This is a genomic window from Achromobacter sp. Marseille-Q4954 (assembly GCF_943737025.1).
GTDB classification, from domain to species: Bacteria; Pseudomonadota; Gammaproteobacteria; order Burkholderiales; family Burkholderiaceae_B; genus Achromobacter; species Achromobacter bronchisepticus_A.
Genome location: NZ_CALSFQ010000002.1, coordinates 553684 through 578195, shown reverse-complemented (window position 1 = coordinate 578195; position 24512 = coordinate 553684). Strand labels below are relative to the sequence as shown.

The following is a 24512-nucleotide window of genomic DNA, read 5'->3' as shown; positions in this document are numbered from 1 at the left end:
GGCGTGACAGGCGCCGCCCGGTACCGTCCCGGCTTGCGCCGGGCGCAGTTACTTCGCCTTTTGCTTATCAAGCTGCTGGAAGTGTTCTTCCATGGCCTTGTTGACCTTCTCCTGAACTTGATCCACGCTGAACGTAGCGGGACGCTGGCTCGGCGGATACTTGAGGAACGTATCCAGGAACGCGGTGGCCTTCATGGTGGCGATGGCGGTCAGATAGGCGTTCTTGGCCAGCCAATCGTTGTACTGGTCCGACGTAATGTCGGCGCGCTCGTACGGGTCCATGCGCAGGTTGAAGATCTTCGGCAAGCGCAGGCAGACGAATGGGTCCTGCCAGATGTTGAGATTGCCGGGAGCCCGCTGCTCGCAGAACACCGCCTTCCAGTCGCCAAACCTCGCCCCGACCAGTACGCCGTCGTCATTGAAGTAGAAGAACTCGTCGCGCGCACTCTTGTCCTGCTTGCCGGTCAGATAGCCCAGCTGGTCGTAGCCGTCCAGATGCACCTTGAACTTGGTGCCGCCGGCCTGCGGCGCCCAGCCATCCAGCAGCCGTTCCTTGATGGTGGTGTCGCCCGTGGCCGCCATCAGGGTCGGGAACCAGTCCATGCCGGATACGATGCCGCGCTTGATTTCCCCGGCGGGGATCTTGCCCGGCCAACGCACCATGGCGGGCACGCGGAACGCACCTTCCCAGTTGGAGTCCTTCTCGCTGCGGAATGGCGTGGTGGCGGCGTCCGGCCAGGTGAAGGCATTGGGGCCGTTGTCGGTGGTATAGACGACGATGGTGTTGTCGGCGATGCCCATGTCGTCCAGCTTCTTCAGCAGCTTGCCCACGTCCTGGTCATGCTCCCACATGCCGTCGGCGTAGTCATTGCCGGGCATGCCGCTCTTGCCCTTGTGTTCGGGCCGGATATGCGTATAGATGTGCATGCGCGTGGTGTTCATCCACACGAAGAACGGCTTGTCTTCCTTGCCGTGCTTGTCGATGTAGTCGATCGCCGCGCCCACGGTCTCGTCGTCGATGGTTTCCATGCGCTTGGTGGTGAGCGCCCCGGTATCCTGCACCTTGCCGTCGGCCGTGGCCTTGATCACGCCGCGCGGAGAAAAGTTCTTCACGTAGGGATCGTTGGGGTCCTTGGGCCAGTACGGGCGTTCAGGCTCTTCTTCGGCGTTCAAGTGATAGAGGTTGCCGAAGAATTCGTCGAAGCCGTGGCGTGTCGGCAGGTACTCGTCACGGTCGCCCAGGTGGTTCTTGCCGAACTGGGCGGTGTTGTAGCCCTGCGACTTCAAGGCCTCGGCGATGGTGATGTCGCCCTTTTGCAGGCCGACTGTCGCGCCCGGCATGCCCACCTTGGACAGGCCGGTGCGCAGCGGCGACTGTCCCGTGATGAAGGACGAGCGACCTGCCGTGCAGCTGTTCTCGGCGTAGTAGTCCGTGAACAGGACGCCCTCCTTGGCGATCCGGTCGATGTTCGGCGTGGTGTATCCGACCACGCCATGCGTGTAGGCGCTGATGTTCGCCTGTCCGATGTCGTCGCCGAAGATCACCAGGATGTTCGGCTTCTTGCCCGATGCCGCCGCCTGGCCCTGATTGGCCGCCGGAGGCTGGGTCTGCGCTTGCGCGCCTGCCAGTGCCGTAAGGCCTGCTGCGGCGAAGAGCGCCGCGCTCAACAGTTTTCTTGCGTTCATCGCTTTCTCCTGACCCTTGCGGGCGGTTCCCAGTCACGTAAACGAATCACTGTGTTTCAAATGCGTATACCCTTCTCCACTCCTTTGCCATGTCCACGATTACCCAACCCTTTTGCTGCGCTTCATCCAGCGCACGGTCCAGTCTGCCGATCTTGGAATCCCGGTCGTAGGCCCATTCGCGCCGGGCGTCGGTGTGATGCACCAGGCCCGCGAAACGCTTGCCGCTGCCGGCCGCCGTCCATTGCAGCATCTGCAGGTCGCCGTCCGAATTGCCGAAGGCGAAAATGGGCTGGCGGCCGATGAACTTGTTGATGGCCACGGGCTTGCCCGGGCCGTCGTCGTTGAAGTCGAGCTTGGGCGTGCGCATCAGCACGGGCTTGCCGTCCTGCATCTGGAACTCGGTGACGAAGGTGGTGCCTATCACCTGCTCGGGCGGAATGCCGTAGACGTCCTGCGCCCAGGCCCGCATGAATTCCACTTCGCCGCCCGAGACGATGTAGGTCTTGAAGCCGTTGCCGCGCAGATAGTCCAGCAGCTCCAGCATCGGCGCATAGATCATGCTGGTGTAGGGCTGCTTGAAGCGCGGATGGCGGGCGGTCTTGATCCATTGCCGGACCTCCGCGCCGAAGGCCTGCGTCGTCATGTTGGCGTGGGTGGCGCCCACGATCTTCAGCAGCCCTTCGGTGCCCGAGGCGGCCAGCGCCTGGCGGTCGCCCTCGATCGCGGCCTTGTAGGGTTGCTCGGCCGCCCATTCGGGATGCTGGGGCGCCATGGCCTTGACCTGGTCCAGCGCGAAGATCAGCTGGAAGTACAAGGGCTGTTCGCTCCACAGCGTGCCGTCGTTGTCGAACACCGCGATGCGGTCGGCCGGCGCCACGTAGTCCGGGCTGCCTTCCGCGGTGACGGCTTGCACGAACCCAAGGATGGCCTGGCGCGAAGGCCCCTCGTTCCAGGACGGCAGCGGCGTCTGCGCGCGCGCCAGGCCGGCCAGCAACAACAGGAGCAGCAGCGCGAACCAGCGGCGGGCAAGCAAAGGCGTCGTCATGGGAGATCTCCGGGAAGTTCGCCGGGCGGCGTGTCCGCCAGTCCGCGCGACGACGCGGGCGGACGGGGATTCAGCGCAGGCAGGTCGGCCGTGCCGGCAGGCCGCGCCGCGGTGCGCAAGCTCCGACGCCAGCGCGGGAACATCTCGCGCAAGCCTTGCCAGCCCCGCGCCGCGTCCGGTTCGCGGCCATAGCAGGCCCGCAGGGCGTCGTCGCCCGATAGGCGCAGCGCCGGTTCCAGACTGGCCGTCCCCTGTGCCAGCGTGGCCGCGCCGCATGCGCAGCGCAGCCACGCGTATAGCGCGTCCATGCGCGGCTGGGGCTGCGCCAGCAGGCGGCGCAAGGTCATGGCCGCATAGGGTTCGGACGCGCGCCATTGTTCGCGCCGCGCCCGCAGTCCGGCCCGCATGCGGGCCAGCGTCCGCCGCAGCCAGGGCGCGCCCAGCCAGCAGGCCAGCGCCGCCAGCGCCACGCCCGCGGCCAACGCCAGCCATCCTCCCGGGATCCGCACCTGCACTTGCCGGCCCATGTCGCGCAGGTCCTGTTCGACCGAGAATGGCGCCTGGTAGGCGGCGCCCGCCTGCGCTTCGAAGCGTTGCGCCGGCAGCGTCACGCGCTCCTCCTTGTTGGCCGCGATGTTCCACCAGCGGATCTCGACCGCCGGCAGTTCGTAGGCGCCGCCGCGTTCGATCACATAGTCCAGGCGGTCGACGCGCTGTCCGCCGAGGAAGCCGCCGCGGCTGTCGGAGATCTGCGTCAACTGGGGCTCGGACGGGTACAGCTTCAGACCCGGAACTGCGGCTGCGGCGGCAGGCGGGATCAGCATGGCCTGCGCGCCCTGGGCCTGCACGGTGATGACGCGGCTGACGTGGTCGCCCACGGCGGGCGGCTCGGCCGAATAGCGGATCTGCTGGCTCGCCTGGACCGAGTTTGCCGCCAGGAGGCGGCCCGCAACTCCACCGGCTACCCCGCCCGGCGGTCCGGCGGCGCGCACCTCGAGCGGGCGCGTCTGCGCAACGAGGGGCGCCGTCGCCTGCCCCACCTGCGCGCTGACCTGGATGGCCGGCACGCGCAAGGCGCCCGCCGCCTCGGGACTGACCAGATAGGTGTAGCGCAGTCCGTTGTAGGCGACGCCGCCAATGGTGGCGCGGATGATGGTGGCCTGTCCCGACGGCCCCGACACCAGCGCGCCCGGAATGTCCAGGGCCGGCATCTGCGGGGGCTGGGTGAACCAGGTCGAAGTCAGCACGTCCACCTGCAGGATGGCGGTGGCGCCGGCCGTCAGGTCGCCGGGAGTCGCCATGCGCGCCTCGGCGTGCAGCTGCGGCCCGGCTTCCGCCTGCTGGGCGCGCGCCACGCCTGCGCACAGCCCCAGGTGCAGCAACAGCAGCAGGCCCAGGCAACGCAGCAGCGCGGCATGGCGGCGGATCATGGCTGTTTCCCCTGCGCCGGCGCGGCCTTGCGTGCGTCTTCGATGGCGAATTTCTGCTTCAGGAAGCCGGCCGGTGACAGGCTCAGGTTGCGCAGCCAGACCTCGTCGGACGCGGCTTGCGGCGTCTCGGTGCGCATCATCTTGCCCGCGCCTTTGTCGCTGTCCACGCGGGTCTCGTCCGGCTTCTCCGAATCGTCGTCCTGTTGCTCGCTTTCGGCGGCGGCGATCAATCTGGCGACCAGCTCGCGGTTTGCGCGCGCTTCGGGAAAATCCGGCCGCAGGCGCAGCGCCTGATCGTATGCCGCGAGCGCCGCTTCGTAGCTGCGCAGGCGGACCTGGGTATTGCCCAGATAGAAGTCGCCTTCGGGCGTGTCCAGTTTGGCGAATGCGGCCAGCGCCGCCTGGTAGTCGCCCGCGTCGTAGGCGGCTCGGCCTTTCCAGTAAGGATCGGCGTACAAGGCCGCGGCCTCGGCATAGCGCTTGTGTTCGTAGGCCCAGCGGCCCTGCTGGTCGGGCGTGAAGAAGGCGTCGGCCAGCGCGCCTGCTTCCGCGCGCGGCGCATGCAGCGCGGCCGTGACGGCGAGCAGCAGGCAGGCCGTCCAGTTGATGTTCCAGCCGCGCCGCAGCGCCAGCAATGCCAGCAGCGCCAGCGGCCAGCACAGCCAATAGCCCGCGTCCTTCCAGTGCAGCGGCTTGTCCGCGTCCTGCACCTCCTGGAAATGCCGCTCGGCATGCAGTGTTACCCAGTCCAGGTCGTCGTCGTTCAGGGTCAGGCTGCCCAGGGGCGCGCGGGCGGCTTGCGCCAGCTGTTTCAGCGCATCCTCGTCGAAACTGCCCAGCAAGGGCCGGCCTTGCGCGTCGATGCGCGGCTGGCCGCGGGCGTCGCGCACCACGCCGCCATCGCGCGTGCCCGCCGCCCACACCAGGACCTGGAAGGAATTGGCTCGCGCCAGGCGCTCGACCTCGGCCAGTTGGCGGGTGTCCGCGCCGTCCGTCACCAACAATAGGGTGCCGCCCGCCTCGCCCGATTGCAGCAGGCTGGCGGCCAGCGCGATCGCGCCCGCCGCGTCCTTGCCGGGCGCGGCGATGAGCCCGGTGGACAGGGCCTGCACGAACATGTCGGGCAAGGCGGGATCGTCGGTCGGCGGCAGCACCAGATGCGCCGAGCCGGCGTAGGCGATCAGGCCGGTCTTGGCGCCTGCGCGCCGCTTCAGCAGATCGCGCAGCTTGCGTTTGGCAGCCTCCAGCCGGCTGGGCGGCAGATCCGCTGCATCCATCGAAGGCGACAGGTCGACCGCCGCGATCAGGGGCGCCAGATTGTCCAGGAAGGCCGGGCGGTCCTGTTGCCACGTCGGTCCCGCGGCGGCGAGGCCGCCCAGCGCCAGCAAGGCGGCCAGTAATTGCACCGGCCGCGGTCCGCGGCTGCCTTGCGTGCGCACGGTCAGGTGTGGCAGCAGCGCCGGCGCAATGTTGCTGCGCCAGCCGAGCCGGCCGTCCTCGCCGCGCCGCCGCCAGAGCAGCAAGGCCGCGGCCACGACCGCCAGCAGCCACCAGGGGCGCAGGAAATGGAAGGCGCTCAGGTCGATTTCCATCCGCCCTCCTCCACGCCGCTCTTGCCCTGCGCCCCGGCGCCATGACGCCAACCGCGCAGCGCGGCGCCCAGGTGCCAGCCAGCCAGCAGCAACAGCGCCAGGCCCAGCGGCACCCAGAAGAAATCCTGCTTGGGCTGGTGGCGCAATTCGCGCACTTCATGCGGCGTGATGCGGTCCAGTTCGGCGTAGACCTGCCGCAGCGAGGCCTGGTCCTGCGCCGGGAAAAAGCGGCCGCCGGTCTTGGCGGCGATCGCGCGCAAGGCGTCGAAATCGACCTTCTCCTCGCCCTGCGCCTGCGGATCGCCTATGCCCACCGTATGCACGACGATGTGGCGCGCGGCCGCCATGGCCGCGGCGCGGTCCGGCGGCACGGCGCTGCCGGTGTCGTTGCCGTCGGTCAGCAGGATCAGGACCTGATCGTGTTCGCCGGCATGCTCGAACTGCTTGATCGCCACGCCGATGGCGTCGCCGATGGCGGTATTGGGACCAGCCATGCGCGTGCTTACCTGCCCCAGCAGCAGCTTGAGCGTGGCGTGGTCCTGGGTCAGCGGCGCCTGCGGATAGGCCGCGGTGCCGAACACGATCAGTCCAAGCCGGTCGTCCTTGCGGCGGTCGATGAAGTCGGCCACCACGGCCTTGACGCCGCTCAAGCGGTCCTCGCGGCGGCCGTTCGGCGCGACGAAGTCCTCGGTCTCCATCGATTGCGAGATATCGATGGCCAACAGCAGGTCGCGCACCGGCTGGCGGTGCTCCAGCGGCGGCTCGACTCGCTCTGGCCGCGCCAGCGCCAGGACCAGCAGCAGCCATACCAGCGCGTTCAAGGCCAGCTGCCAGCGGTCGCCGCGCACCCCGGGGCGCCGCGGCGTCTGGCCGGTGCTGCGCGCCACCGATTCAAAGAACGGAATCCGTACGGCGCTGCGCCGCTGCACATACGGCGGCAGATAGCGGTACGCCAGCCAGCCCAGCGGCAGCAGCGCCAGCAGCCACGGATATTCAAGCCGCCACATGATGACGCTCCATCCATTGCCGGCTGGCGGCGAACAAGGTCCGCACGCGCGCGGGGTCTATGGCCCGCAAGGTTTCGGGCGGCGCATAGGCAAGCGCCCTCAGCAGCACGGCGGCGTCGGGCGGAAACACGGCTGCGCCGCCATCCATGAAAGCGACCCACTCCGCGCCTTGCAGCGCGCCCACCCGGTTGCGGTCGGCGGCCGCCACCGACGACAGGCCGACGCGTTTGAGCAGGTCCGGCAAGGCCCGCGCGGCCAGCGGATCCGCCTGCGTTTCGCGCCGCAGCGCTTCCAGCATGCGCAGGCCCGCGCGGCGGTAGCCATTGCGCCGGTGGCGGCGCGCCATCCGCCACGCGGCCCATGCGGCCAGCGCCAGCGCCACTGCCAGCAGGACCAGCCAGCCCCAGGTCTGCGGCCAGTAGCTGACTGGCTCGGGCAGCGGCAGCTGCCGCAGCTGTTCGATGGACGGGGCGGCGTCGGCGTTCATGCCCGGCCCCGGGTTTGCGCAACACTGGCCTCGCGGCCGAGTTCGCGGCGCAACTGCGCCACGGTGTCGTCCGCCGTGTCGATGGACAGCAGCGGCACGCGGCTGCGGCGCAGCAAGTCGGCCACGTCCTGCAGGCGCCCGGAAAAGAACGCCGACAACGGCTCGCGCACCTGCTTGCGATCCGCCGCGACCTCGACCTGCAGCTCGCCCTGCGTCACCACCAGCCGGCCGCTCAAGGGAATGCGCAACGCCAGCGGGTCGTACACCAGCGTTGCGACCACGTCATTGTGCGCGGCCAGCGTGCGCAGCAGGCGCAAGGTAGCGCTGTCGGCGCCGGCAAAGTCGCTGATCAGGCAGACCAGGCAATCATGCGGCGCGTGCGCCAGCGCCCCTTGCAGCGCTTCGTTCAGCCGTCCGGATGCGTCCACGTCGGGCTGGTCCGCGCCCATGGACTGGCTGCGCCGCGCAATGGCCGCGAACAGCGCCTGGATGCGTTCGCGGCTGCGCAGCGGGCGCACGCTGTCGATGCCCGCATCGCTGAACACCAGGCCGCCCACGCGGTCTCCCGCCAGATAGGCCATCCAGGCGGACAGCGCCGCGACGCGCGCGGCCACCACCGACTTGAAGCTGCGCACCGAGCCGAAATACATGCCCATGCGCTGGTCCACCACCACCAGCGCCGGCCGGTCGCGTTCCTCGCTGTAGGTGCGCACATAGGGCTTGCCCAGCCGCTGCGAGGCGCGCCAGTCCAGCTGGCGCAGATCGTCGCCGGGCAGATAGCGGCGCAGTTCCTCGAAGTCCAGGCCGCGCCCGCGCAGGCGTGAGCCATGCTGGCCGGCCAGGATGCTGCGCACCGGCTGGCGGCTGAAGAACCCCAGGCCGCGCGCGGCGGGTTCCAGCGCCATCAGGTCCGTGATGCGGACCTGGACTTCAGGGGAAGGAGCGGCGGACGGCATGGCGCACTCAGACTGGCACGGCGACCGTGTCGAGCAGCCTGCCTATCACCTGGTCCGCCGACACGCCGTCGGCGACCGCGTCATAGGACAGGTGCAGGCGATGCCGCAGCACCGGCCGGGCCACGCTGCGCACATCATCGGGCGAGGCATAGTCCTGCCCCGCCAGCCAGGCGTGGGCGCGCGCCACCTTGTCCAGCGCGATCGCGCCGCGCGGGCTGGCGCCGACCTGGATCCAGCGCGCCAGGTCGGCGTCATGCCCGGCCGGGCTGCGGGTGGCGTTGACCAGGTCCACCAGGTACTGGTCCAGCGCCTCGGACACGTGCACCCGGTCGACCTCGGCGCGGCACGCGAACAGGTCTTCCTGGCTGAGCGGCGCGGCGGCGGGTTCCGCGTCCTGGCGCGATTCGCCGCGCAGCATGGCCAGCATCTGCCTTTCGCTGGCGGGGTCGGGATAGTCCAGCACGATCTTCATGATGAAGCGGTCCATCTGCGCTTCGGGCAAGGGATAGGTGCCCTCCTGCTCGATCGGGTTCTGGGTCGCCAGCACCATGAACAGCTGCGGCATGCGGTGGGTCTTGCCGGCCACGGTGATCTGGCGTTCCTCCATGGCTTCCAGCAGCGCGGCCTGGACCTTGGCGGGCGCGCGGTTGATCTCGTCGGCCAGGATCAGGTTGCCGAACAGCGGCCCCTGCTGGAACTGGATGCGGCTGGCGCCCTGCGCGTCCTGTTGCAGCACCTCTGCGCCGGTGATGTCCGAAGGCAGCAGGTCGGGCGTGAACTGGATGCGGCTCATGGCCGCGGCCAGATGCTGGGCCAGCGTCTTGACGGTGCGGGTCTTGGCCAGCCCCGGCAGACTTTCCAGCAGCAGGTGGCCGTCGGCCAGCAGGCCCAGCAGCACTTCGCGGATGACGGCGCCCTGCCCCAGCACGGCGCGCGCGATGGCGCGTTCCAGTTCCAGAATGCTGTCGCGGTTGCTCATCGGCATACCCTCTCCTGCGTGATCGATGGTTTGCCGGCTAGCGGCTGGCGACGCCGTTCCTGGCGGTCTGGGCCAGTTTCCATTGTTCGGGCGTCATGACGGTGCGGAAACCCAGGTGCGACATGCCGTTCATGGGGTCCGTGCCGCGCCGGGCGCTGGTGCGGTAGCTGATGCAATAGGTGTCGCTGCACAGGAACGAGCCGCCTCGCGTCACGCGTTTGGGCGCGGCGGGCGGAACGATGCCGTCGTCGGGGTCGTAGCTGTCGGCCGGCCCCGCGGGATCCGCGGGCGGCTGGCGGTACTGCGCCTGGATCTTGAAGGCGTCGGCGCGGTACCAGTCGGCGGTCCATTGCCAGACGTTGCCGGCCATGTCGTACAGCCCATAGCCATTGGGCGAGAAGCTGCCCACCGGCATGGTGCCGACCTGCACCTTTTCGTCCTTCACCACGGGAAACGGCTGCTGTTGCTGCGTGTCCCAGATATTGGCCATGGCCTTGCCCTGCGGCAGCAACTCCTCGCCCCAGGCATAGGTGGCCTGTTCCAGCCCGCCGCGCGCGGCCATTTCCCATTCGGATTCCGTCGGCAGGCGCTTGCCTGCCCATTTGGCATAGGCCGTGGCGTCCTGGTACGACACCTGCACCACGGGGTGGTCGTCCTTGCCGGCGATGGAACTGCCCGGGCCTTGCGGATGACGCCAGTTCGCGCCGGGTACATAGCGCCACCAGCGCGAATAGTCGCGCAGGGACACCTCGCTCTCGGTGCCGACGAACACCATGGCGCCGGGCACCAGCAGGCTGTCGTCCGGACGCGGCGTGCCGGGCGGCAGCTGCACCTTCAAGTCGTCCCATCGAGGCTTTTGCTCGGCCGTCGTGACGTAGCCGGTGGCCTCGACGAAACGGCGGAACTGCGCGTTGGTCACGTCGTTCACGTCCATCCAGAAGCCGCTGACGGATACCTTGTGCGCCGGCATTTCATTGGGCTGGGCCAGTTTGTGGCTGCTGCCCATCAGGAACTCGCGTCCCGGCACCCAGGCCATGCCCGCCGGGCCGCTCTTGCCGTCGCCCAGCACCACCTTCACCGCTTCGGGCGGCCCGTTCTTGCCCATGACCACGTAGGCCGTGCTGGCGCCCGCGCCCAGCACCACGCCGGCCAGCAGCAATGCGCTGGCGTAGCGTGTCTTTCCCTTTGTCTGGTTTGCCATTGCTATCACCCCAAAGCTGATGGTTCAGGTGCGGCCGTGCCGCGCCCGGGGCTGGCAGCCCCTTGAAATCGTGCTGACGTTCAGAACACCAGCGTCGCGGTCGCCATGACCGTGTCGTTGCTGTCCAGACGCTTCGTGCTGCTGATCGTGGGTACCCAGCGCAGGCTCAGGGACAGGGAACGTTTGTCCGCCAGCTTCGTGTCATAGGTCACGATCGGGCCCAGCGCCCAGTCGCGCCCCTTGAAGCCGTTGAGCCGGTCGGCCGTCGGCCCCGAATCGCTGCCCAATTGCTGGATGGTGCCCAGGATCAGGCCCGCGCTCACCCCGTTGCTGAAGATCTTGCGGCCCATCACGTCCATGCTGAACAGCGGCGCGTTGCGATAGTCCGTGGCGTTGTTGCGGGTGTAGAACTGGACGCCGGCCACGGTGTCCAGTTGAAAGCCGGATTCCGGAAATATCTTGGTGTAGGCCACCTGGGGAATGAAGGTCCAGTTGTTCAGGCTGGGGTTGGCCATGTCGTTGGCGTTGTACTTGCCGGTGGGCGCCCAGATGTTCAGGCTGAGCGCCATATGGGAGGTTTCGGAAAAGTGATAGCCCGCGATGATGGGCGAGAAATACAGGTCGAACAGGTTCGAGGCAGTGTCGCTCTGCTCCACGTTGCGCCCGCCCGGCCCCGTGACCGTGGAATTCACCTTGTTCCAGACATAGGGCAAGGTGAAGCTGGAAGCGAAGTTCCAGCGGCCGGGGCCGGTGTCCCAGGTCTTGAGCACGGTGGCCAGGGTGAACGCGACTTTCGCGTCCAGGCCCAGCGAAGTGCGGCCCCCTACCGGCACTTCGCGGCTGCCGCCCACGCTGCCGTCCAGGTAGATCTGCGACAGGTTGACGGCCCAGATGGGCTCGGGAGAAACGATGCCGGCATTGGGCTGCACGTTGGTGCCGGTGATCTGGCGTCCCAGCGCCCCTTCGGTGGCCCAGGCGGACGACGGCAGGACCAGTCCGGCCAGCACCGCCAAGCACCCAGCAACTGCCGCAATCGCGTTCTGCATGCCTACACTCCGCAAGATCGGAAAAAGCTGACGGGATCAATTCCCGAAGGTGATGTTCAAACCGGCGAACAACGTGAATTGGGGCAGGCCCTCTCCCTTGTGCGCAACCGTCCATTGCGGCTCCGCGAACGCGTTGAAGATGTTCTTCCCGACACGCCAGGCCTTGCCCGCGCCCAGCCCCACGGGAATGTAGTAGTCGTTCTTCTGCAGATCGAAGGTCCAGGTTGCGGTGGACCTCAGGTACCAGCCTTGCGGCAGGTTGCGTATCAAGAACGGCTGGAAGGTGGCGGTGTGCACGGTGTCGCGCGCGGCCTGGCCGGCGAATGAATGCTGCCATTGCACCAGCGCGCCCAGCAGCCCTTCCTTGCTGGAGTGCACCGCCACGCCGGCCAGTCCGGCGGACCATTTGCCCGCGCCCAGCTCGCTGCCGGTCGCGCTGGGCATGGTCAGCATCGGTCCCACGCCCAGATCCACCGCGCCCTGCTGCAACAGGAAAATGTCGAACACATTGATGTCGCCCAGGCCAGTCTTGTAGCTGCCGTCGGCCTGCGGGCGCGTACTGACGGGGGCCGTGATGCGGAATATCTGCGGCACGCCGACCAACTCGCCGGGCGCAACAGGAATGGTCGGCCTGATCAGGAAGTCGTTGGTGTGAGCGTTGCTGCCGAACAACTTCGGCGTGTAGTAATTCTGGAAATTCAACGACGCCGCCAGGTTCAGCGGGTTGTTGCTTTTGTTGGCGTCATCCGCCGACTGGGACTGGGCGTGCGCAAGCTGCGCAAAGCACAGCGGCGCAGCCATCATCAGCCACGCCGCGATTCCTCTTCCACCTATTTCCTTGTATGCAGACTGCGTACTGCCCATGCGATGTACCCCGGAGAGAGATAACAAAATGCAAAGACGCGCCGTGCGGAAATGCTGATCTCGGCAAGCCGTGCCGAGATCCAAAGTCGTGAAATCTGTCGCAATCTTCGCACAGAGTTTTACTTTCACCAATACTCGCCATAGGCCGTAACCGATTGCGTTCAGGATGAAGAAAGGTTATTGCGCAGACAAAAAAACGGGGATGCCCTCAGGCATCCCCGTCGTGGCGCTGGCGCCGGCCTTGCAACATCAGCCGGCCTGCGGCGCCTCCTGCCGCATCAGGCTGGCGCGCACCTGATCGATGCGCAGGCCGTCGCGGCGGGTGACCTCGAAGCGCCAATCGCGCCACTCGATCGCGTCCCCGGCTTCGGGGATCCGGCCGCCGGCGCGCAGCAGGCAGCCCGCCAGCGTGGCATCCGGGTACTCCTCGGCCAGGTCCGGCGCGTCCAGCAGGCGCGCGGCTTCCGCAACGGCCAGGCGGCCTTCCAGCAGCCAGGTTCCGTCCGCCAGCTGCAAGGCTTCGGGCTGGTCTTCCTGATGCTCGGGCAGGTCGCCCGCGACGGCGGTCAGCACGTCCATGGGCGTGATCAGGCCTTCGCACACGCCGTGCTCGTCGACCACGATCAGCATGTGCTCGCGCGAACCGCGCAGCTCATCCAGCACCTTGAGCACCGGCATGGTTTCCATCACATAGCGCGGTTCGCGCGCCAGCTCCACCAGATCGATCGGGCCAGGGTTCTGCAACAGCGGCAATACGTCCTTGAAGTGCAGCACGCCCAACACATTGGACGGATCGCCCGCGCAAAGCGGCAGGCGCGAGTGGCCGCTGCCGAACTTGCGCACGATGATCTCCGGCGTATCGGCCACGTCCAGCCAGACCATGTCGCCGCGCGCCACCATGATGGAACGCACGTCCCGCCCGCCGATCGACAGCACGCGTTCGATCATGGTGCTTTCCTCGGGCGCAAAGGCCGGTTCGCCGTCCGCGCCGTCGACCAGCGCGGCCACCTCGTCGGCCTGGCCGGCGGCCTGTCCCGCACGGCCGGCGCGCAGCAGGCGCAGCACGGCCTGCGCGGTGCGCTGGCGGCGGCCCAGGGCGTGCGTGCCTTTGACGCGGTTGCGGCGCGCCAGCTGATTGAACAGCTCGATCAGGATCGAGAAGCCGATCGCGGCGTACAGATAACCCTTGGGCACGTGGAAGCCCAGGCCTTCCGCCACCAGGCTGAAGCCGATCATCAGCAGCAGGCCCAGGCACAGGATCACCACCGTCGGGTGGCGGCCCACGAAAGCCATCAGCGGGCGGCTGGCCAGCATCATCACGGCCATGGCCACGATCACCGCGATCATCATGATGCTGAGGTCCTGCACCATGCCCACGGCCGTAATCACCGAGTCCAGCGAGAACACCGCATCCAGCACCACGATCTGCAGGATCACCTGCCAGAACACGGCATGCTGCGGCTTCTGGCCCTGCTCGTGGCCGGCGCTGCCTTCCACGCGCTCATGCAGCTCCATGGTGCCCTTGAAGAGCAGGAACAGGCCGCCCAGGATCAGGATCAGGTCGCGTCCGGAGATCTCCGCGCCCAGCAGCGTGAACATGGGTTCGGTCAGCGTGACCACCCAGGCGATGCTCGCCAACAGGCCCAGGCGCATCACCATCGCCAGCGTCAGGCCGATCAGGCGCGCGCGGTTGCGCTGCTCGGGCGGCAGCTTGTCGGCCAGGATGGCGATGAACACCAGGTTGTCGATACCCAGCACAATTTCAAGCACGACCAGGGTCGCCAGGCCCAGCCAGGCGGTGGGGTCGGACATCCAATCGAAAATCATCGAGGTTCCATGCAAATCGGGACCGGGCGCCATGCGGCGCCGGCCAGGATCAAGGGGAATGCGCCGCGGATGCGGGCATGAGGCTCAGTGCGGGCGCGAACGGCCCCAAGGACGGCCGGCGGAGCGCGACCGCCCAGGCGCGGCGTGGCCGCGGCGGCGAACATGGAGTCGGCTTGCGGGCTGCGCGCCCGGGCCGTGGCGGGAAGATGGGGCATCGGGCGCCGGCTTGCTTGCGGCGCCCTGCTAGGGGGTGGGTCTTCAGTCATAGATGGCGGACGGCTCAGGCTGCCGGGGCAGCAAACGGATAGAGCGCCCGCCTTGCTCTCTTTCTTACGGGAAACTGAATACTACATGAATCCGTTCTCTCCCGCATCCGACGAAGCCCAGGCAGGCCATGCCGCGGACGCCCTTCTTTCGCGGCATTTTTACTGGTGTTTACCCTAGGTCGGCGATATACTGCGGGCACCTTCAACTCACCAGAGATCAATGTGGACAACGACGGATGTAGTCGGAACACGACTGCAAGCGCCGCTTGACGCAGGATCCGCGGAAATAGTCCGCGCCGGTCCTGTCTGACAGCCAGGACCCGGCTCTTCGGTACCCGACACGGGACCGCCAGCCCTCTCCCCTACTGCTTGCCGACGCGATGCGTTGCGCCTTGTTGCGCGCGCCTGCGCACCGGCCTGGCGGCGCATGCACGTGGACCTGCCACCGTACTCCCCGCTAAGGAGACGATCATGCGTATCAAGCAATTCCTGCCCTTCCTGGACCGGAGCGGCGCGGCCGCGTCCAAGACGGCCCCTACCACCTATCAATTCACCATCGTGAGCCTGGGCGACACGCTCAACGCGCTGCGCAAGCAGCTCTACTACGAACTGCGCGACCTGGACTTGCGCGTGCTGGCGGTGCGGATTTCGCGCGCCGAATCGGACCAGCTCGCATCCACCGTCGTCACGCTGCATTGCCCGCCGCATCTGCGCAATCTGTTGGGCGCGGTGGCCTTGCGGCTGGGCCAGAGCCCGGACGTGCGCCGGGTGCACTGGGAATGCGAGTCCGGCGCGGCCATTGCCGTGCTGCCCGCCTGACGCCAACTCGCGGCCAGGAGGCTGTCATGAAAGATCCGTACAAAACCCTGATGATTGCGCGCGTCGTCCTGCTGGCGCTGATCTGGCTGGCGGGACTGCTGCTGGTCCTGGCGTCGGTCTGGCGCCTGCCCTGAGCCCGCCCGCGCCCATCCATAACATGCTGAAGAAGAGAGAAGAAGATGAAGAACTTCGAAAACATCCAATTCATCACGCTGGCCAATACCCTGGTCAGCCTGCTGACCGCGTTCGTGCTGGGCTCGGTGGTCGGCTTTGAGCGCCAGTTCCGCCAACGCACGGCCGGCCTGCGCACCAATGTGCTGGTGGCGGTGGGCGCCGCCATCTTCGTGGACCTGGCGTTCCGCGTGGGCGGCGCCGATGGCGGCTCGCGCGTCATTTCCTACGTGGTCTCGGGCGTGGGCTTCCTGGGCGCCGGCGCCATCATGCGCGAAGGCGGCAGCATCCGCGGCCTGAACACCGCCGCCACGTTGTGGGGCTCCGCCGCCATCGGCGCCTGCGCGGGCGCATCGTTGATCCTGGAAGCGGTTGCCGCCACCGCCTTCGTGCTGGCGGCGAACACCTTGCTGCGTCCGGTGGTCAGCTACGTCAACCGCCAGCCGGTCGACTCGCAGACCACCGAAGTCACGACCGTGATACATGTAATCGCGAACGTGGAGCAGCGGCAGGCGGCCATGACGGTGCTGGAAGACGTGCTCGAAACCGAACAGCTGCCCCTGTCCGAACTGAAGATCGACCAGTTCGGCGAGAACGAAGTCGAAATCGAGGCGGCGTTGAGCGAGGCCTCGGTCGACGAGCTGGACCTGGACCGCGTGACCGCCAGCATCGCGGCCTCGCCCGCCGTGCGCACTGCCTTCTGGGCCGCCCGCACCGTGTAGCGCCGCCCGCCTGGCGCAACGCCGCCGAGGCCGGATCCCAGCGCCGCCCCGGCAGTTACGCCTCTTTACGTTTTGGGAACGCGGATTGCTCCGCTGTCCGGATCGACCCATCCGGAGCGTCCATGCCCTCCTCCCGCTACATCGATGCCACCACGCTGACCGTGCTGACCGTGAACACGCACAAGGGTTTCACCAGCTTCAACCGCCGCTTCATGCTGCATGAACTGCGCGAAGCCTTGCGGATGGCGAGCCCCGACATCGTGTTCCTGCAGGAAGTGCTGGGAGAACACCAGGGGCACGCCGAACGGCATCAGGCCTGGCCTGCCCTGTCCCAGTACGAATTCCTGGCGGACTCGCTGTGGACCGATTTCGCCTACGGCCGCAACGCGGTCTACCCGGCGGGACACCATGGCAATGCGCTCCTGTCGAGATATCCCATCGAACGCCACGAAAACCATGACGTCACCGTACATGGGCATGAGGGCCGCGGACTCCTGCACTGCGTGTTGCGGGTGCCCTCGCTGGATACGCCGGTGCATGCGATATGCGTGCACCTGGGCCTGCTGGAAGGCCACCGGGGCAAGCAGTTGCGCCGCCTGTGCGAACTGGTGGCGCAAGGCGTGCCCGCCAGCGAACCGCTGCTGATCGCAGGCGACTTCAACGACTGGCGCCTGCGCGCCGACTCGCTGATGCGGGATTGCGGCACGCGCGAGGTCTACACGTCGCGCCTGGGCCGCCCCGCCCGCACGTTTCCCGCGCGCTGGCCCTTGTTGCGGCTGGACCGCATCTACGTGCGCAACGTCCGGGACTGGCAGCCGGTGCCGCTGGCCTCGCGGATCTGGTCGCGCCTGTCCGACCATGTGCCGATCTGCGCGGAGATCGCGCTATGAACCTGCGCTGGCGCGAGAACAACCGCTACACGCTGCTGGAGAATGGCACCGGGTATTTTCCGGCCGTGCTCGATGCGATTGCCGCGGCGCGCGGCGAAGTGCTGGTGGAAACCTTCATCCTGTTCGACGACGCCGTGGGGCAGGAGTTCCAGCGCGCCCTGATCGCCGCCGCCCGTCGCGGCGTCAGCGTGGACCTGACGGTGGACGGCTATGGCTCGGACGAGCTGGACGGCGCCTTTGTCGGCGCCATGACCGAAAGCGGCATCCGTGTGCATGTATTCGATCCGCGTCCGCGCTTGCTCGGCGTGCGCACCAATGTGTTCAGGCGCATGCACCGCAAGATCGTGGCGGTCGACCGCCGGGTCGCCTTTGTCGGGGGTATCAATCTTTCCGCCGACCACCTGCCCGACTACGGGCCGCAAGCCAAGCAGGACTATGCGGTGCGGCTGGAAGGCCCGCTGGCCGCGGACGTCGCGGACTTCGCGCGCGAGGCGCTAGCGGTGGACGCGTGGACCCGCAAGCGGCGGCGGCCGGCGCGCATGGATCCCATGCCGGAAGGCGACGGCGGCGGCCGCCTGGTGGTGCGCGACAACATCGAGCATCAGACGGACATCGAACGCTACTACCGGGCCGGCGTGCGCGCCGCGCGCGAGGACGTGCTGATCGCCAACGCCTATTTCTTCCCCGGATATCAGTTGCTGCACGACCTGGCCAACGCCGCCCGTCGCGGCGTGCGCGTGCGGCTGCTGCTGCAAGGCGAACCCGATGTGCTGGTCGCCCGCCTGGCGGCGTCCATGCTGTATGACTACCTGATCGATGCGGGCGTGGAGATCTACGAGTACTGCAAGCGCCCGCTGCACGGCAAGGTTGCCTGCGTGGACCGAGACTGGAGCACCATCGGATCCAGCAATCTGGACCCGCTCAGCCTGGCGCTCAATCTGGAAGCCAACGTGGTGGCGCGCGACGCCGGTTTGAACGCCGCGCTGCGCCGCAGCCTTGACCGGCTCATCGAACAGGATTGCCGGCGCATCGAGCTGCCCGAGGGGTCCAGGCGGCGCTTGCGGCGGCTGTGGATCGGCGTGGTGGTATTCCATTTCCTGCGGCGCTTTCCCGCCTGGGCCGGCAGCCTGCCCGCGCACAAGCCCCGCCTGAAGTCGCTGCCTATCCAGGCGCAACAGGAGTCGGCATGAGAGTGTTCCGCTCCACGTTGACGCGCGCGTGGAGGCACCGCTGGCCGCGGGTCAAGCGTGCCTTGCCGGTGATCGTGTTGGCGTTGGTGGCGGCGCTGCTGTACTACTTCGGCCGCTCGGTAGACTGGGCGCAGGTCTGGATCGCCATGCGCAGGATACCGCCGGGGACCATAGCCGCTGCCGCCGCACTGGTCGTGGCGGGCTACCTGACCTACGGCGGCATGGATCTCCTGAGCAAGCGCTACACCCGGCATACCCTGCCCTGGCCCAAGGTGTTGGGCGTAGCCATGATGAGCTATGCCCTGAATCTGAACCTGGGCGTGCTGCTCGGCGGCCTGGGCGCGCGCCTCAGGCTGTACGCGCGGCTGGGCTGCCGCAAGTCGGTGGCGACGCGCGTCACGCTGTTTTCGGCTGTGTCGAACTGGATAGGCTACGCGTGGATCGCGGGCGCGCTGTTCGCGGCGGGCGCGGTGTCCGTGCCGCAGGGTTGGGCCATCGGGTCACACCTGCTGCGTGCACTCGGCGTCGCGTTGCTGTTGCTGGCGGCAGGCTACGTGGCTGTGTGCGCACGGGCGAAGCGGCGCACCTGGACCTGGATGGGACAGCATGCGGTGCTGCCCGGCGCCGGCATGGCGGTGGCGCAAAGCGTGGTCGCGGCCCTGTCGTGGGCCATCATGGGGGCCATCATCTATCTGCTGCTGCAAGGCAAGGCCAGCTATTTTGCGGTGCTCGGCATCCTGCTTTGCGCCAGCTTCGCGGCCCTGGTGATCCGCGTGCCGGGCGGACTGGGCACCACGGAAGCCATCTTCGTGGCCACGCTCGCGCCCGGGATCCCTGCTGCCGAGGTGCTGGGCGCGGCGCTGGCCTACCGGGCGCTCTATGCGTTCGCGCCCTTGTTCCTGGCCCTGGCGGCCTTTGCCGCGTTGGAGGTGAAACTGAGGCACAGGCGCGCGCAACCGGAAGTTGAGCCCAGGCCGGCTGCGGCTGACAGGCGCCGCAACGACGCCGGCCACTCGTTCAAGGCTTAGGCGTGAGCAGGTCCGACAAGGCGTTGCCCAGTTCCTTCACGGCGCCGGTAACGCCTTCGGCCGCACCTTCGGCGCCCACGCCGATTGCATGGCTGAAGCCCTGGGCCACCTGGGCGGTAAAGCCGCGCGCGACGGAGAACTTGGGATTGTCGAGGTCGCCTGCCAGGGAAAAATCGAAACGCAGCGTGCCGCTCTGGTCCTTCAACGCCGCCAGCACCGCCTTGCGCGGCAGTGAAAACAGGTCGCCGTTGCCGCCGAAGCGCAAGCCTCGCAGGGCCACGGTGCCCGTGGCCTGCAGCCGTCGCTTGGTGATGGCGGTGCGCATGTCCAGGTCCATGGCGCCCGCGGCCAAGGACGTGGCGCCGTTGTCGGCCAGGTACGGCGCGGCATGCTGGATGTCCATGTTGCGCACCGCCACCTTGATGTCGGCATCCGTGCCGCCCAGCACCAGCCAACCCTGCGCGCGCACCGTGGCGGCCCCGTTGCGGTTGCCTTCGACATTGCCGGAGAATTCCATCTCGCTGCGCGAGCCGTCGCCGGGGATGGTCAGCGGACGCAGACTCGCCTCGACGCCCGAAAACGGGATCCTATGCGCGGGCCGCGAGACTGCGGCGTCCTCGAAATCCAGCCGGCCGTCGCGCAGTATCAATTCCGCGATGCGGATAGGCGTGTTGCGGCGCGGCTGGCCGTCGCCGCCTTCGCCCGCCCGCATCGAGGCCTGCAACGCGGGCGCAATGTCCATATCGCCATTGGCCCGGCGCACCACGGTGAAGTCGAAGCCTTCGATGATGACGGTCTTGAAGACCGTCTCATGGCGCAGGAAGGCAGACCAGTCCGGCTCCAGGATCACGTGCCGCGCGCGGGCTCCTGCCTGGCCCGTGCCGCCGGATATCGTCACGTCCTTGAGGATCACCTGCCGATAGCCGATGTCGACCTGCCCCACCTCGCCGCGCGGACCCAGCATGTTGGCGATGCGCTGCTCGGCGATGCGCAAGGCGGCGAACGCCAGCACGACGCCCACCGCCGCAACCAGGGTCACGACCGCCAAGGCTTTCCCCCATGGCGATTTGCGGCGTGGCGCGGTTGGGTCGAGGTTCATCGTGGATTCCGGTGTTGCGGCGCAATCCGAGCATGGTCCTGGAAACGCCCCGCCCTATCAATGGGCAAAAAGGATTAGGCGCTCAGCGGCGTTTATGGTCGGCCATGAGGCACACGCCCGCCAGCACGCCGATCAGCGCCGCGCCCGCCAGGCTCTTCCAGGCGTTTTCATGGACGTACTCGTCGGCGGCATGGGAAGCATGCCGGGCGCGCTCCCAGGCCGCACGCTCCCAGCCCTTGGCGTGCTCGCGCGCGGCTTCGAGCTGCTGCTTGAGGCTGTCGCGCGCAGCTTCGATCTCGGAACCGCTATAGCTCGCGGTGCTGCGCAAGAGCGCCTCGGTGCCAGCGATCAGTTCGCGCACCGTGCGCGTGTTGTTGTCGGTGGGTTGAAACATGTCCCGCAATCCGTGGTGCTTGTTCATACATGCTCCTTGTGAAAAAACGTGTGCGGCAGAAGGCCGCGGTTCCTCAAAGCCTGTCGATCCCCGGCGTCTGCTGGGGATCCAGTCCGGGCATGGGGTTGGGCAGGCTGTCGGGCGGCCAACGGCCGTGCCGGTCGGTCTCGTGCCGGCCTGGGTCGGGGGTGGGCTGTTCGGCGGGATGCTGCTGCGGACCCGGCGGTTTGGGGTCCGCGGGCCGGGAGGGTCCGGAAGGTCTGGTCTTGGTCATGGCATGCTCCTGAACGACAGAATGCGATCGATGCGGCCGCGGCCTCATCCCGCCCACCATTGCTTGATGGTCGCGCGCAAGGCCGCGCCTGCCGCGCCGCCCTCTTCCTTGCGCAGCGCCTGGAAGTACGCGGCCACCTGCTTGGCCGGAATGTGCGGCGGCAAGGGTGGCACCTCGGGGTCGGTCACCATTTCCAGCACGACCGGACGGGTCGCCGCCAGGGCTTGATCCCAGGCATCTCCCACGGCGTCCGGGCTGTCCACCCGTATGCCTTCCAGGCCTAACAGGCGGCCATACTCCGCGTACGAAAACCGGGGCAGCCATTGCGAATCCGCGAACCTGGGGTCGCCTCCCATGACGCGCTGCTCCCAGGTGACCAGATTGAGGTCGCCGTTGTTCAGGACCATGACGATCAAGGTCGGGTTGGCCCAGTCCTTCCAGCGGTGGGCGATGGTGATCAGCTCGTTCATGCCCAGCATCTGCATGGCGCCGTCTCCGACCAGCGCAATGACGGGCCGCTCCGGATGCGCCAGCTTGGCGGCAAGCGCATAAGGCACGCCGCAGCCCATGGTGGCCAGGCCACCCGATACCGAGCCCATCATTCCATCGCGCATGGCGATGTCGCGCGCATACCAGTTCGCCGCCGAGCCCGAGTCGCAGGTCAGGATGCTGCGCGGCGGCAGCCGTTTGGACAGTTCCAGGAAGGGACGTTGCGGATTCAGCGGCCGGGCCTGCACCATTGCGCGCGCCTCCACGGTTTCGTGCCAGCGCGCGACCTTGCCCTCGATGCGTTCGCGCCAGCGGCGCGCGGTCTTGGGCTGCAACAAGGGAATCAGGGCCTGCAGGGTCAACCGGCTGTCGCCGACCAAGCCAAGTTCAACGGGATAGCGCAGGCTGAGCTTGCGGCCGTCCAGATCGATCTGCACCGCCCTCGCCTGTCCTGGCGGCGGCAGGAATTCCGAGTACGGAAACGACGTGCCCACCATCAGCAGGGTGTCGCACTCGTTCATCATGTCCCAGCTGGGCTGCGTGCCCAACAAGCCGATGCAGCCCGTGACGTACGGCAGGCTGTCGGGTACCGCCGCCTTGCCCAGCAGCGCCTTGGCCACGCCGGCGCCCAGCAGTTCAGCGGTCTGGCGCACTTCCGCGCCGGCCTGCAACGCGCCCGCCCCGACCAGCATGGCGACCCGTTCGCCGCGGTTGAGGATGTCTGCGGCATTGCGCAAGGCGGCCTCGCCCGGCACGCCGGCATGCGAGGTCAAGCCTATGCCCGTCGGCACGGTCCCATGTTCGCGGGCGGGCGTCTCCACCGCCGGCAAATCCTGCACATCGTTTGGAAAAATGACGCAGGTCACGCTGCGCCGCTCCAGGGCGATGCGCATGGCGCGGTCGATCATGTGGCGCGCCTGTTCGGCGGTCGCGGCCATCTGCACGTAATCGTGCGCCACGTCCTTGAACAGGCTGATCAGGTCGACTTCCTGCTGGTAGTCGCCGCCCAGGGCGCTGCGGGCCTGCTGGCCGACCAGGGCCACGACGGGCTGATGGTCCAGCTTGGCGTCGTACAGGCCATTCAGCAGATGGATGGCGCCGGGACCGGAGGTCGCCAGGCAGACCCCGGCCTGCCCGGTGAACTTTGCGTGGGCGCAGGCCATGAACGCCGCGGCTTCTTCGTGGCGGGCCTGGACGAACTCCAACGGCTCACGGGTGCGGCCGAAGGCGCCGATCAGGCCGTTGATACCGTCTCCGGGGTAGCCGTAGATCCTTCTGACCCCCCATTGCGACAGCCGTTCCAACACAAAGTCCGCCACAGTCTTCATTCGATGCTCCGCGTTTTCCCGCAATTCGACAGAACGCCCAGACCAGCAATTACCGTTCCCGGCCGTGTCCGCCTGCGCCGGTGCCGGCGCAGGCACGGCGCTTGCGGATGAAAGCCCCAGCGGCGGACGCGCTCGACGATCCGCCTGAACGGGAGTTGGCATGACAAAGATTCGAACCCTGGTAGTGGCGGGTGAAGCGTTTCCCCTGGCCAAGACGGGCGGCCTGGGGGACGCCATCACGGGCATGGCGCGCGGGCTGTGCGAAGCCGGCGTGCCCGTGACGGTGCTGCTTCCGGCCTACCGCGGCGTGCGCCAGCGGCTGGAGCGCTTGCGGGTGGTGGCGCCACTGCACAATCTGCCGGGAGGGGAAGCCCGGCTCCTCGCCGGGCATTGCGCCCAGTCGGGGCTGGACTTCCTGCTGCTCGAGAACGACGCGCTTTATGACCGGCCTGGCATCTATCTGGACGAAAACAGTTGCGAGCACGCCGACAATGCGCTGCGCTACGCGGCGCTGGCCCATGCGGCGGTGCGCGTGGCGGGCGGCTTGCCCGGCATCGCGCGGCCGCAATTGCTGCATGCGCACGACTGGCACGCCGGACTCGTGCCGCTGCTGCTGCGGGAATACGGCCCGGGCGACGTCAAAAGCATCATGACCATCCACAACCTGGCGTTCCAGGGACAGTTCCCGATGGAATGCGCCGCCTCCCTGGGCATACCTGAACGCTACCGCAACGACGAAGCCGCCGGCGCCTGGGGCCGCTTGAATTTTCTCAAGGCCGGTATCCGCTACGCCGACCGCGTCACCACCGTCAGCCATACCTATGCCCGGGAAATCCTGACGCCCGCCTTTGGCTGCGGACTGGAGGGACTGCTGCGGCGGCGCGCCGCGGATCTGGTGGCCATCCCCAACGGCATCGACAACATGGTGTGGAATCCGGTGCGCGATCCGCATCTGGGCTCATTGCGGTTTTCGGCGCGCGACCTGGGCCGCAAGGCGCGCAGCAAGGCGGCCCTGCAGCGGGAGTTCGGCTTGCATGAGGATGCCGAAGCCGTGCTCCTGGCGATGGGCAGCCGCCTGACGGAACAGAAGATGGCGGACGTCGCCGCGCAGGCCTTGCCCGAGGCGCTGGATCGCCACCCGCGCCTGCAGGTCGCGATCCTCGGCCAGGGCGACCGCCGCCTGGAAGAAGCTCTCAAACGACTGTGCGCGCGCTTTCCCGGGCGTTGCTCCACCCGCATCGGCTATGACGAGGCGGTGGCCCACCGGCTGCACGCGGGCTCCGACATGCTGCTGCACGGCAGCCGCTTCGAGCCCTTCGGCCTGACGCCGCTGTATGCAATGCGCTACGGATCCATCCCGATAGGTTCGCGGGTGGGCGGCATGGCCGATACGATCGACGATCCCGGGCCGCGCGCGCCGCTCTCGGCAATGGCCGGCGCCAATGGCTTGCTGTTCGACGGCGACGACCCCGCGGCCATGAATGCGGCCATCGCCCGCGCCCTGCGCCTGCGCGAGGACGCCATGCTCTGGCGCACCATGCAGCGCAATGCCATGAACGCGGATTTCAGCTGGCGCGCCGCCGCGGCGCCCTACGCCGAGCTCTATCGCGCGCTGGCCGATACCGGCAGAAGGCCCCGCGTGCCGGCCGTGGCCGAGGTGGCTGCCCTACGCGCCGGACAGCGTTCTGGCGGGCCGTTTCCCGCGCCCGCCGTCTAGGCGCC

Annotated in this window: 22 protein-coding genes; 6 read left to right on the top strand and 16 right to left on the bottom strand. The window is 67.9% G+C overall.

The features are described from left to right. Positions 1-48: 48 nt before the first annotated feature. The 12 genes from NGK62_RS20690 to NGK62_RS20635 form a co-directional block, all read right to left on the bottom strand. Positions 49-1686 (bottom strand): arylsulfatase, encoded by a 1638-nt coding sequence (locus tag NGK62_RS20690; RefSeq protein ID WP_118933052.1) that lies wholly within the window; start codon positions 1684-1686, stop codon positions 49-51. A gap of 46 nt (positions 1687-1732) precedes the next feature. Beyond that, positions 1733-2731: an HAD family hydrolase gene (locus tag NGK62_RS20685; protein ID WP_251880107.1), complete on the bottom strand. Its 999-nt coding sequence runs from the start codon at positions 2729-2731 to the stop codon at positions 1733-1735. Then, positions 2728-4161, bottom strand: a complete 1434-nt coding sequence (locus NGK62_RS20680; RefSeq protein ID WP_251880105.1) for a hypothetical protein — start codon at positions 4159-4161, stop codon at positions 2728-2730. The genes NGK62_RS20685 and NGK62_RS20680 overlap by 4 nt, the downstream gene beginning before the upstream one ends. Further along, complete coding sequence (locus NGK62_RS20675; RefSeq protein ID WP_251880102.1) at positions 4158-5753, bottom strand: VWA domain-containing protein; 1596 nt, start codon at positions 5751-5753, stop codon at positions 4158-4160. The genes NGK62_RS20680 and NGK62_RS20675 overlap by 4 nt, the downstream gene beginning before the upstream one ends. Beyond that, a complete protein-coding gene (locus tag NGK62_RS20670) occupies positions 5738-6760 on the bottom strand; it encodes a VWA domain-containing protein (protein WP_251880100.1) in 1023 nt (340 codons plus the stop codon). Before NGK62_RS20670 ends, NGK62_RS20675 begins: the two co-directional genes overlap by 16 nt. Next, the gene (locus NGK62_RS20665) at positions 6747-7247 is read right to left on the bottom strand and encodes a DUF4381 domain-containing protein (RefSeq protein WP_251880098.1); all 501 of its coding nucleotides are present in this window, start codon (positions 7245-7247) and stop codon (positions 6747-6749) included. The genes NGK62_RS20670 and NGK62_RS20665 overlap by 14 nt, the downstream gene beginning before the upstream one ends. Further along, positions 7244-8203: a DUF58 domain-containing protein gene (locus NGK62_RS20660; protein WP_251880096.1), complete on the bottom strand. Its 960-nt coding sequence runs from the start codon at positions 8201-8203 to the stop codon at positions 7244-7246. Before NGK62_RS20660 ends, NGK62_RS20665 begins: the two co-directional genes overlap by 4 nt. A gap of 7 nt (positions 8204-8210) precedes the next feature. Then, a complete protein-coding gene (locus tag NGK62_RS20655) occupies positions 8211-9182 on the bottom strand; it encodes an AAA family ATPase (RefSeq protein WP_251880913.1) in 972 nt (323 codons plus the stop codon). Between the two features lie 37 nt (positions 9183-9219). Next, positions 9220-10383: a formylglycine-generating enzyme family protein gene (locus tag NGK62_RS20650; protein ID WP_251880094.1), complete on the bottom strand. Its 1164-nt coding sequence runs from the start codon at positions 10381-10383 to the stop codon at positions 9220-9222. Positions 10384-10463: 80 nt separating this feature from the next. After that, complete coding sequence (locus NGK62_RS20645; protein WP_251880092.1) at positions 10464-11429, bottom strand: SphA family protein; 966 nt, start codon at positions 11427-11429, stop codon at positions 10464-10466. A gap of 36 nt (positions 11430-11465) precedes the next feature. Further along, positions 11466-12233, bottom strand: a complete 768-nt coding sequence (locus tag NGK62_RS20640) for a hypothetical protein (protein WP_251880090.1) — start codon at positions 12231-12233, stop codon at positions 11466-11468. Between the two features lie 309 nt (positions 12234-12542). Next, positions 12543-14120 carry a TerC family protein gene (locus tag NGK62_RS20635; protein WP_059376066.1) on the bottom strand — a complete coding sequence of 526 codons (1578 nt, stop codon included), beginning with the start codon at positions 14118-14120 and terminating at the stop codon, positions 12543-12545. 737 nt (positions 14121-14857) lie between these two features. On the opposite strand from NGK62_RS20635, the gene NGK62_RS20630 reads away from it, so the two are divergent. The 5 genes from NGK62_RS20630 (at position 14858) to NGK62_RS20610 (ending at position 19206) form a co-directional block, all read left to right on the top strand. Next, the gene (locus tag NGK62_RS20630; RefSeq protein WP_251880088.1) at positions 14858-15205 is read left to right on the top strand and encodes a hypothetical protein; all 348 of its coding nucleotides are present in this window, start codon (positions 14858-14860) and stop codon (positions 15203-15205) included. 179 nt (positions 15206-15384) lie between these two features. Beyond that, positions 15385-16098, top strand: a complete 714-nt coding sequence (locus NGK62_RS20625; RefSeq protein ID WP_119449206.1) for an MgtC/SapB family protein — start codon at positions 15385-15387, stop codon at positions 16096-16098. Positions 16099-16220: 122 nt separating this feature from the next. Continuing rightward, complete coding sequence (locus NGK62_RS20620) at positions 16221-16988, top strand: endonuclease/exonuclease/phosphatase family protein (RefSeq protein WP_059376059.1); 768 nt, start codon at positions 16221-16223, stop codon at positions 16986-16988. Next, complete coding sequence (gene clsB / locus NGK62_RS20615; RefSeq protein WP_251880086.1) at positions 16985-18178, top strand: cardiolipin synthase ClsB; 1194 nt, start codon at positions 16985-16987, stop codon at positions 18176-18178. Before NGK62_RS20620 ends, clsB begins: the two co-directional genes overlap by 4 nt. After that, positions 18175-19206: a lysylphosphatidylglycerol synthase domain-containing protein gene (locus NGK62_RS20610; RefSeq protein ID WP_251880084.1), complete on the top strand. Its 1032-nt coding sequence runs from the start codon at positions 18175-18177 to the stop codon at positions 19204-19206. The genes clsB and NGK62_RS20610 overlap by 4 nt, the downstream gene beginning before the upstream one ends. Here NGK62_RS20610 and NGK62_RS20605 read toward each other — a convergent pair. The 4 genes from NGK62_RS20605 to NGK62_RS20590 all read right to left on the bottom strand — a co-directional run bounded on the left by NGK62_RS20605 (position 19196) and on the right by NGK62_RS20590 (position 22790). Continuing rightward, positions 19196-20305, bottom strand: coding sequence for a DUF748 domain-containing protein (locus NGK62_RS20605; RefSeq protein WP_059376051.1), 1110 nt, complete (start codon positions 20303-20305; stop codon positions 19196-19198). The genes NGK62_RS20610 and NGK62_RS20605 overlap by 11 nt on opposite strands. Positions 20306-20387: 82 nt before the next feature. Next, on the bottom strand, positions 20388-20726 hold the full coding sequence (locus NGK62_RS20600) for an ElaB/YgaM/YqjD family protein (RefSeq protein WP_251880081.1): 339 nt from the start codon (positions 20724-20726) through the stop codon (positions 20388-20390). Between the two features lie 46 nt (positions 20727-20772). Beyond that, positions 20773-20973, bottom strand: coding sequence for a hypothetical protein (locus tag NGK62_RS20595; protein WP_251880079.1), 201 nt, complete (start codon positions 20971-20973; stop codon positions 20773-20775). 44 nt (positions 20974-21017) lie between these two features. Beyond that, the gene (locus tag NGK62_RS20590) at positions 21018-22790 is read right to left on the bottom strand and encodes a thiamine pyrophosphate-requiring protein (protein ID WP_251880077.1); all 1773 of its coding nucleotides are present in this window, start codon (positions 22788-22790) and stop codon (positions 21018-21020) included. A gap of 160 nt (positions 22791-22950) precedes the next feature. Here NGK62_RS20590 and glgA point away from each other — a divergent pair, with 160 nt between their 5' ends. Continuing rightward, entirely contained in the window at positions 22951-24507 is a 1557-nt protein-coding gene (glgA, locus tag NGK62_RS20585; protein ID WP_251880075.1) for a glycogen synthase GlgA, read from the top strand. The last annotated feature ends 5 nt before the right edge of the window (positions 24508-24512 follow it).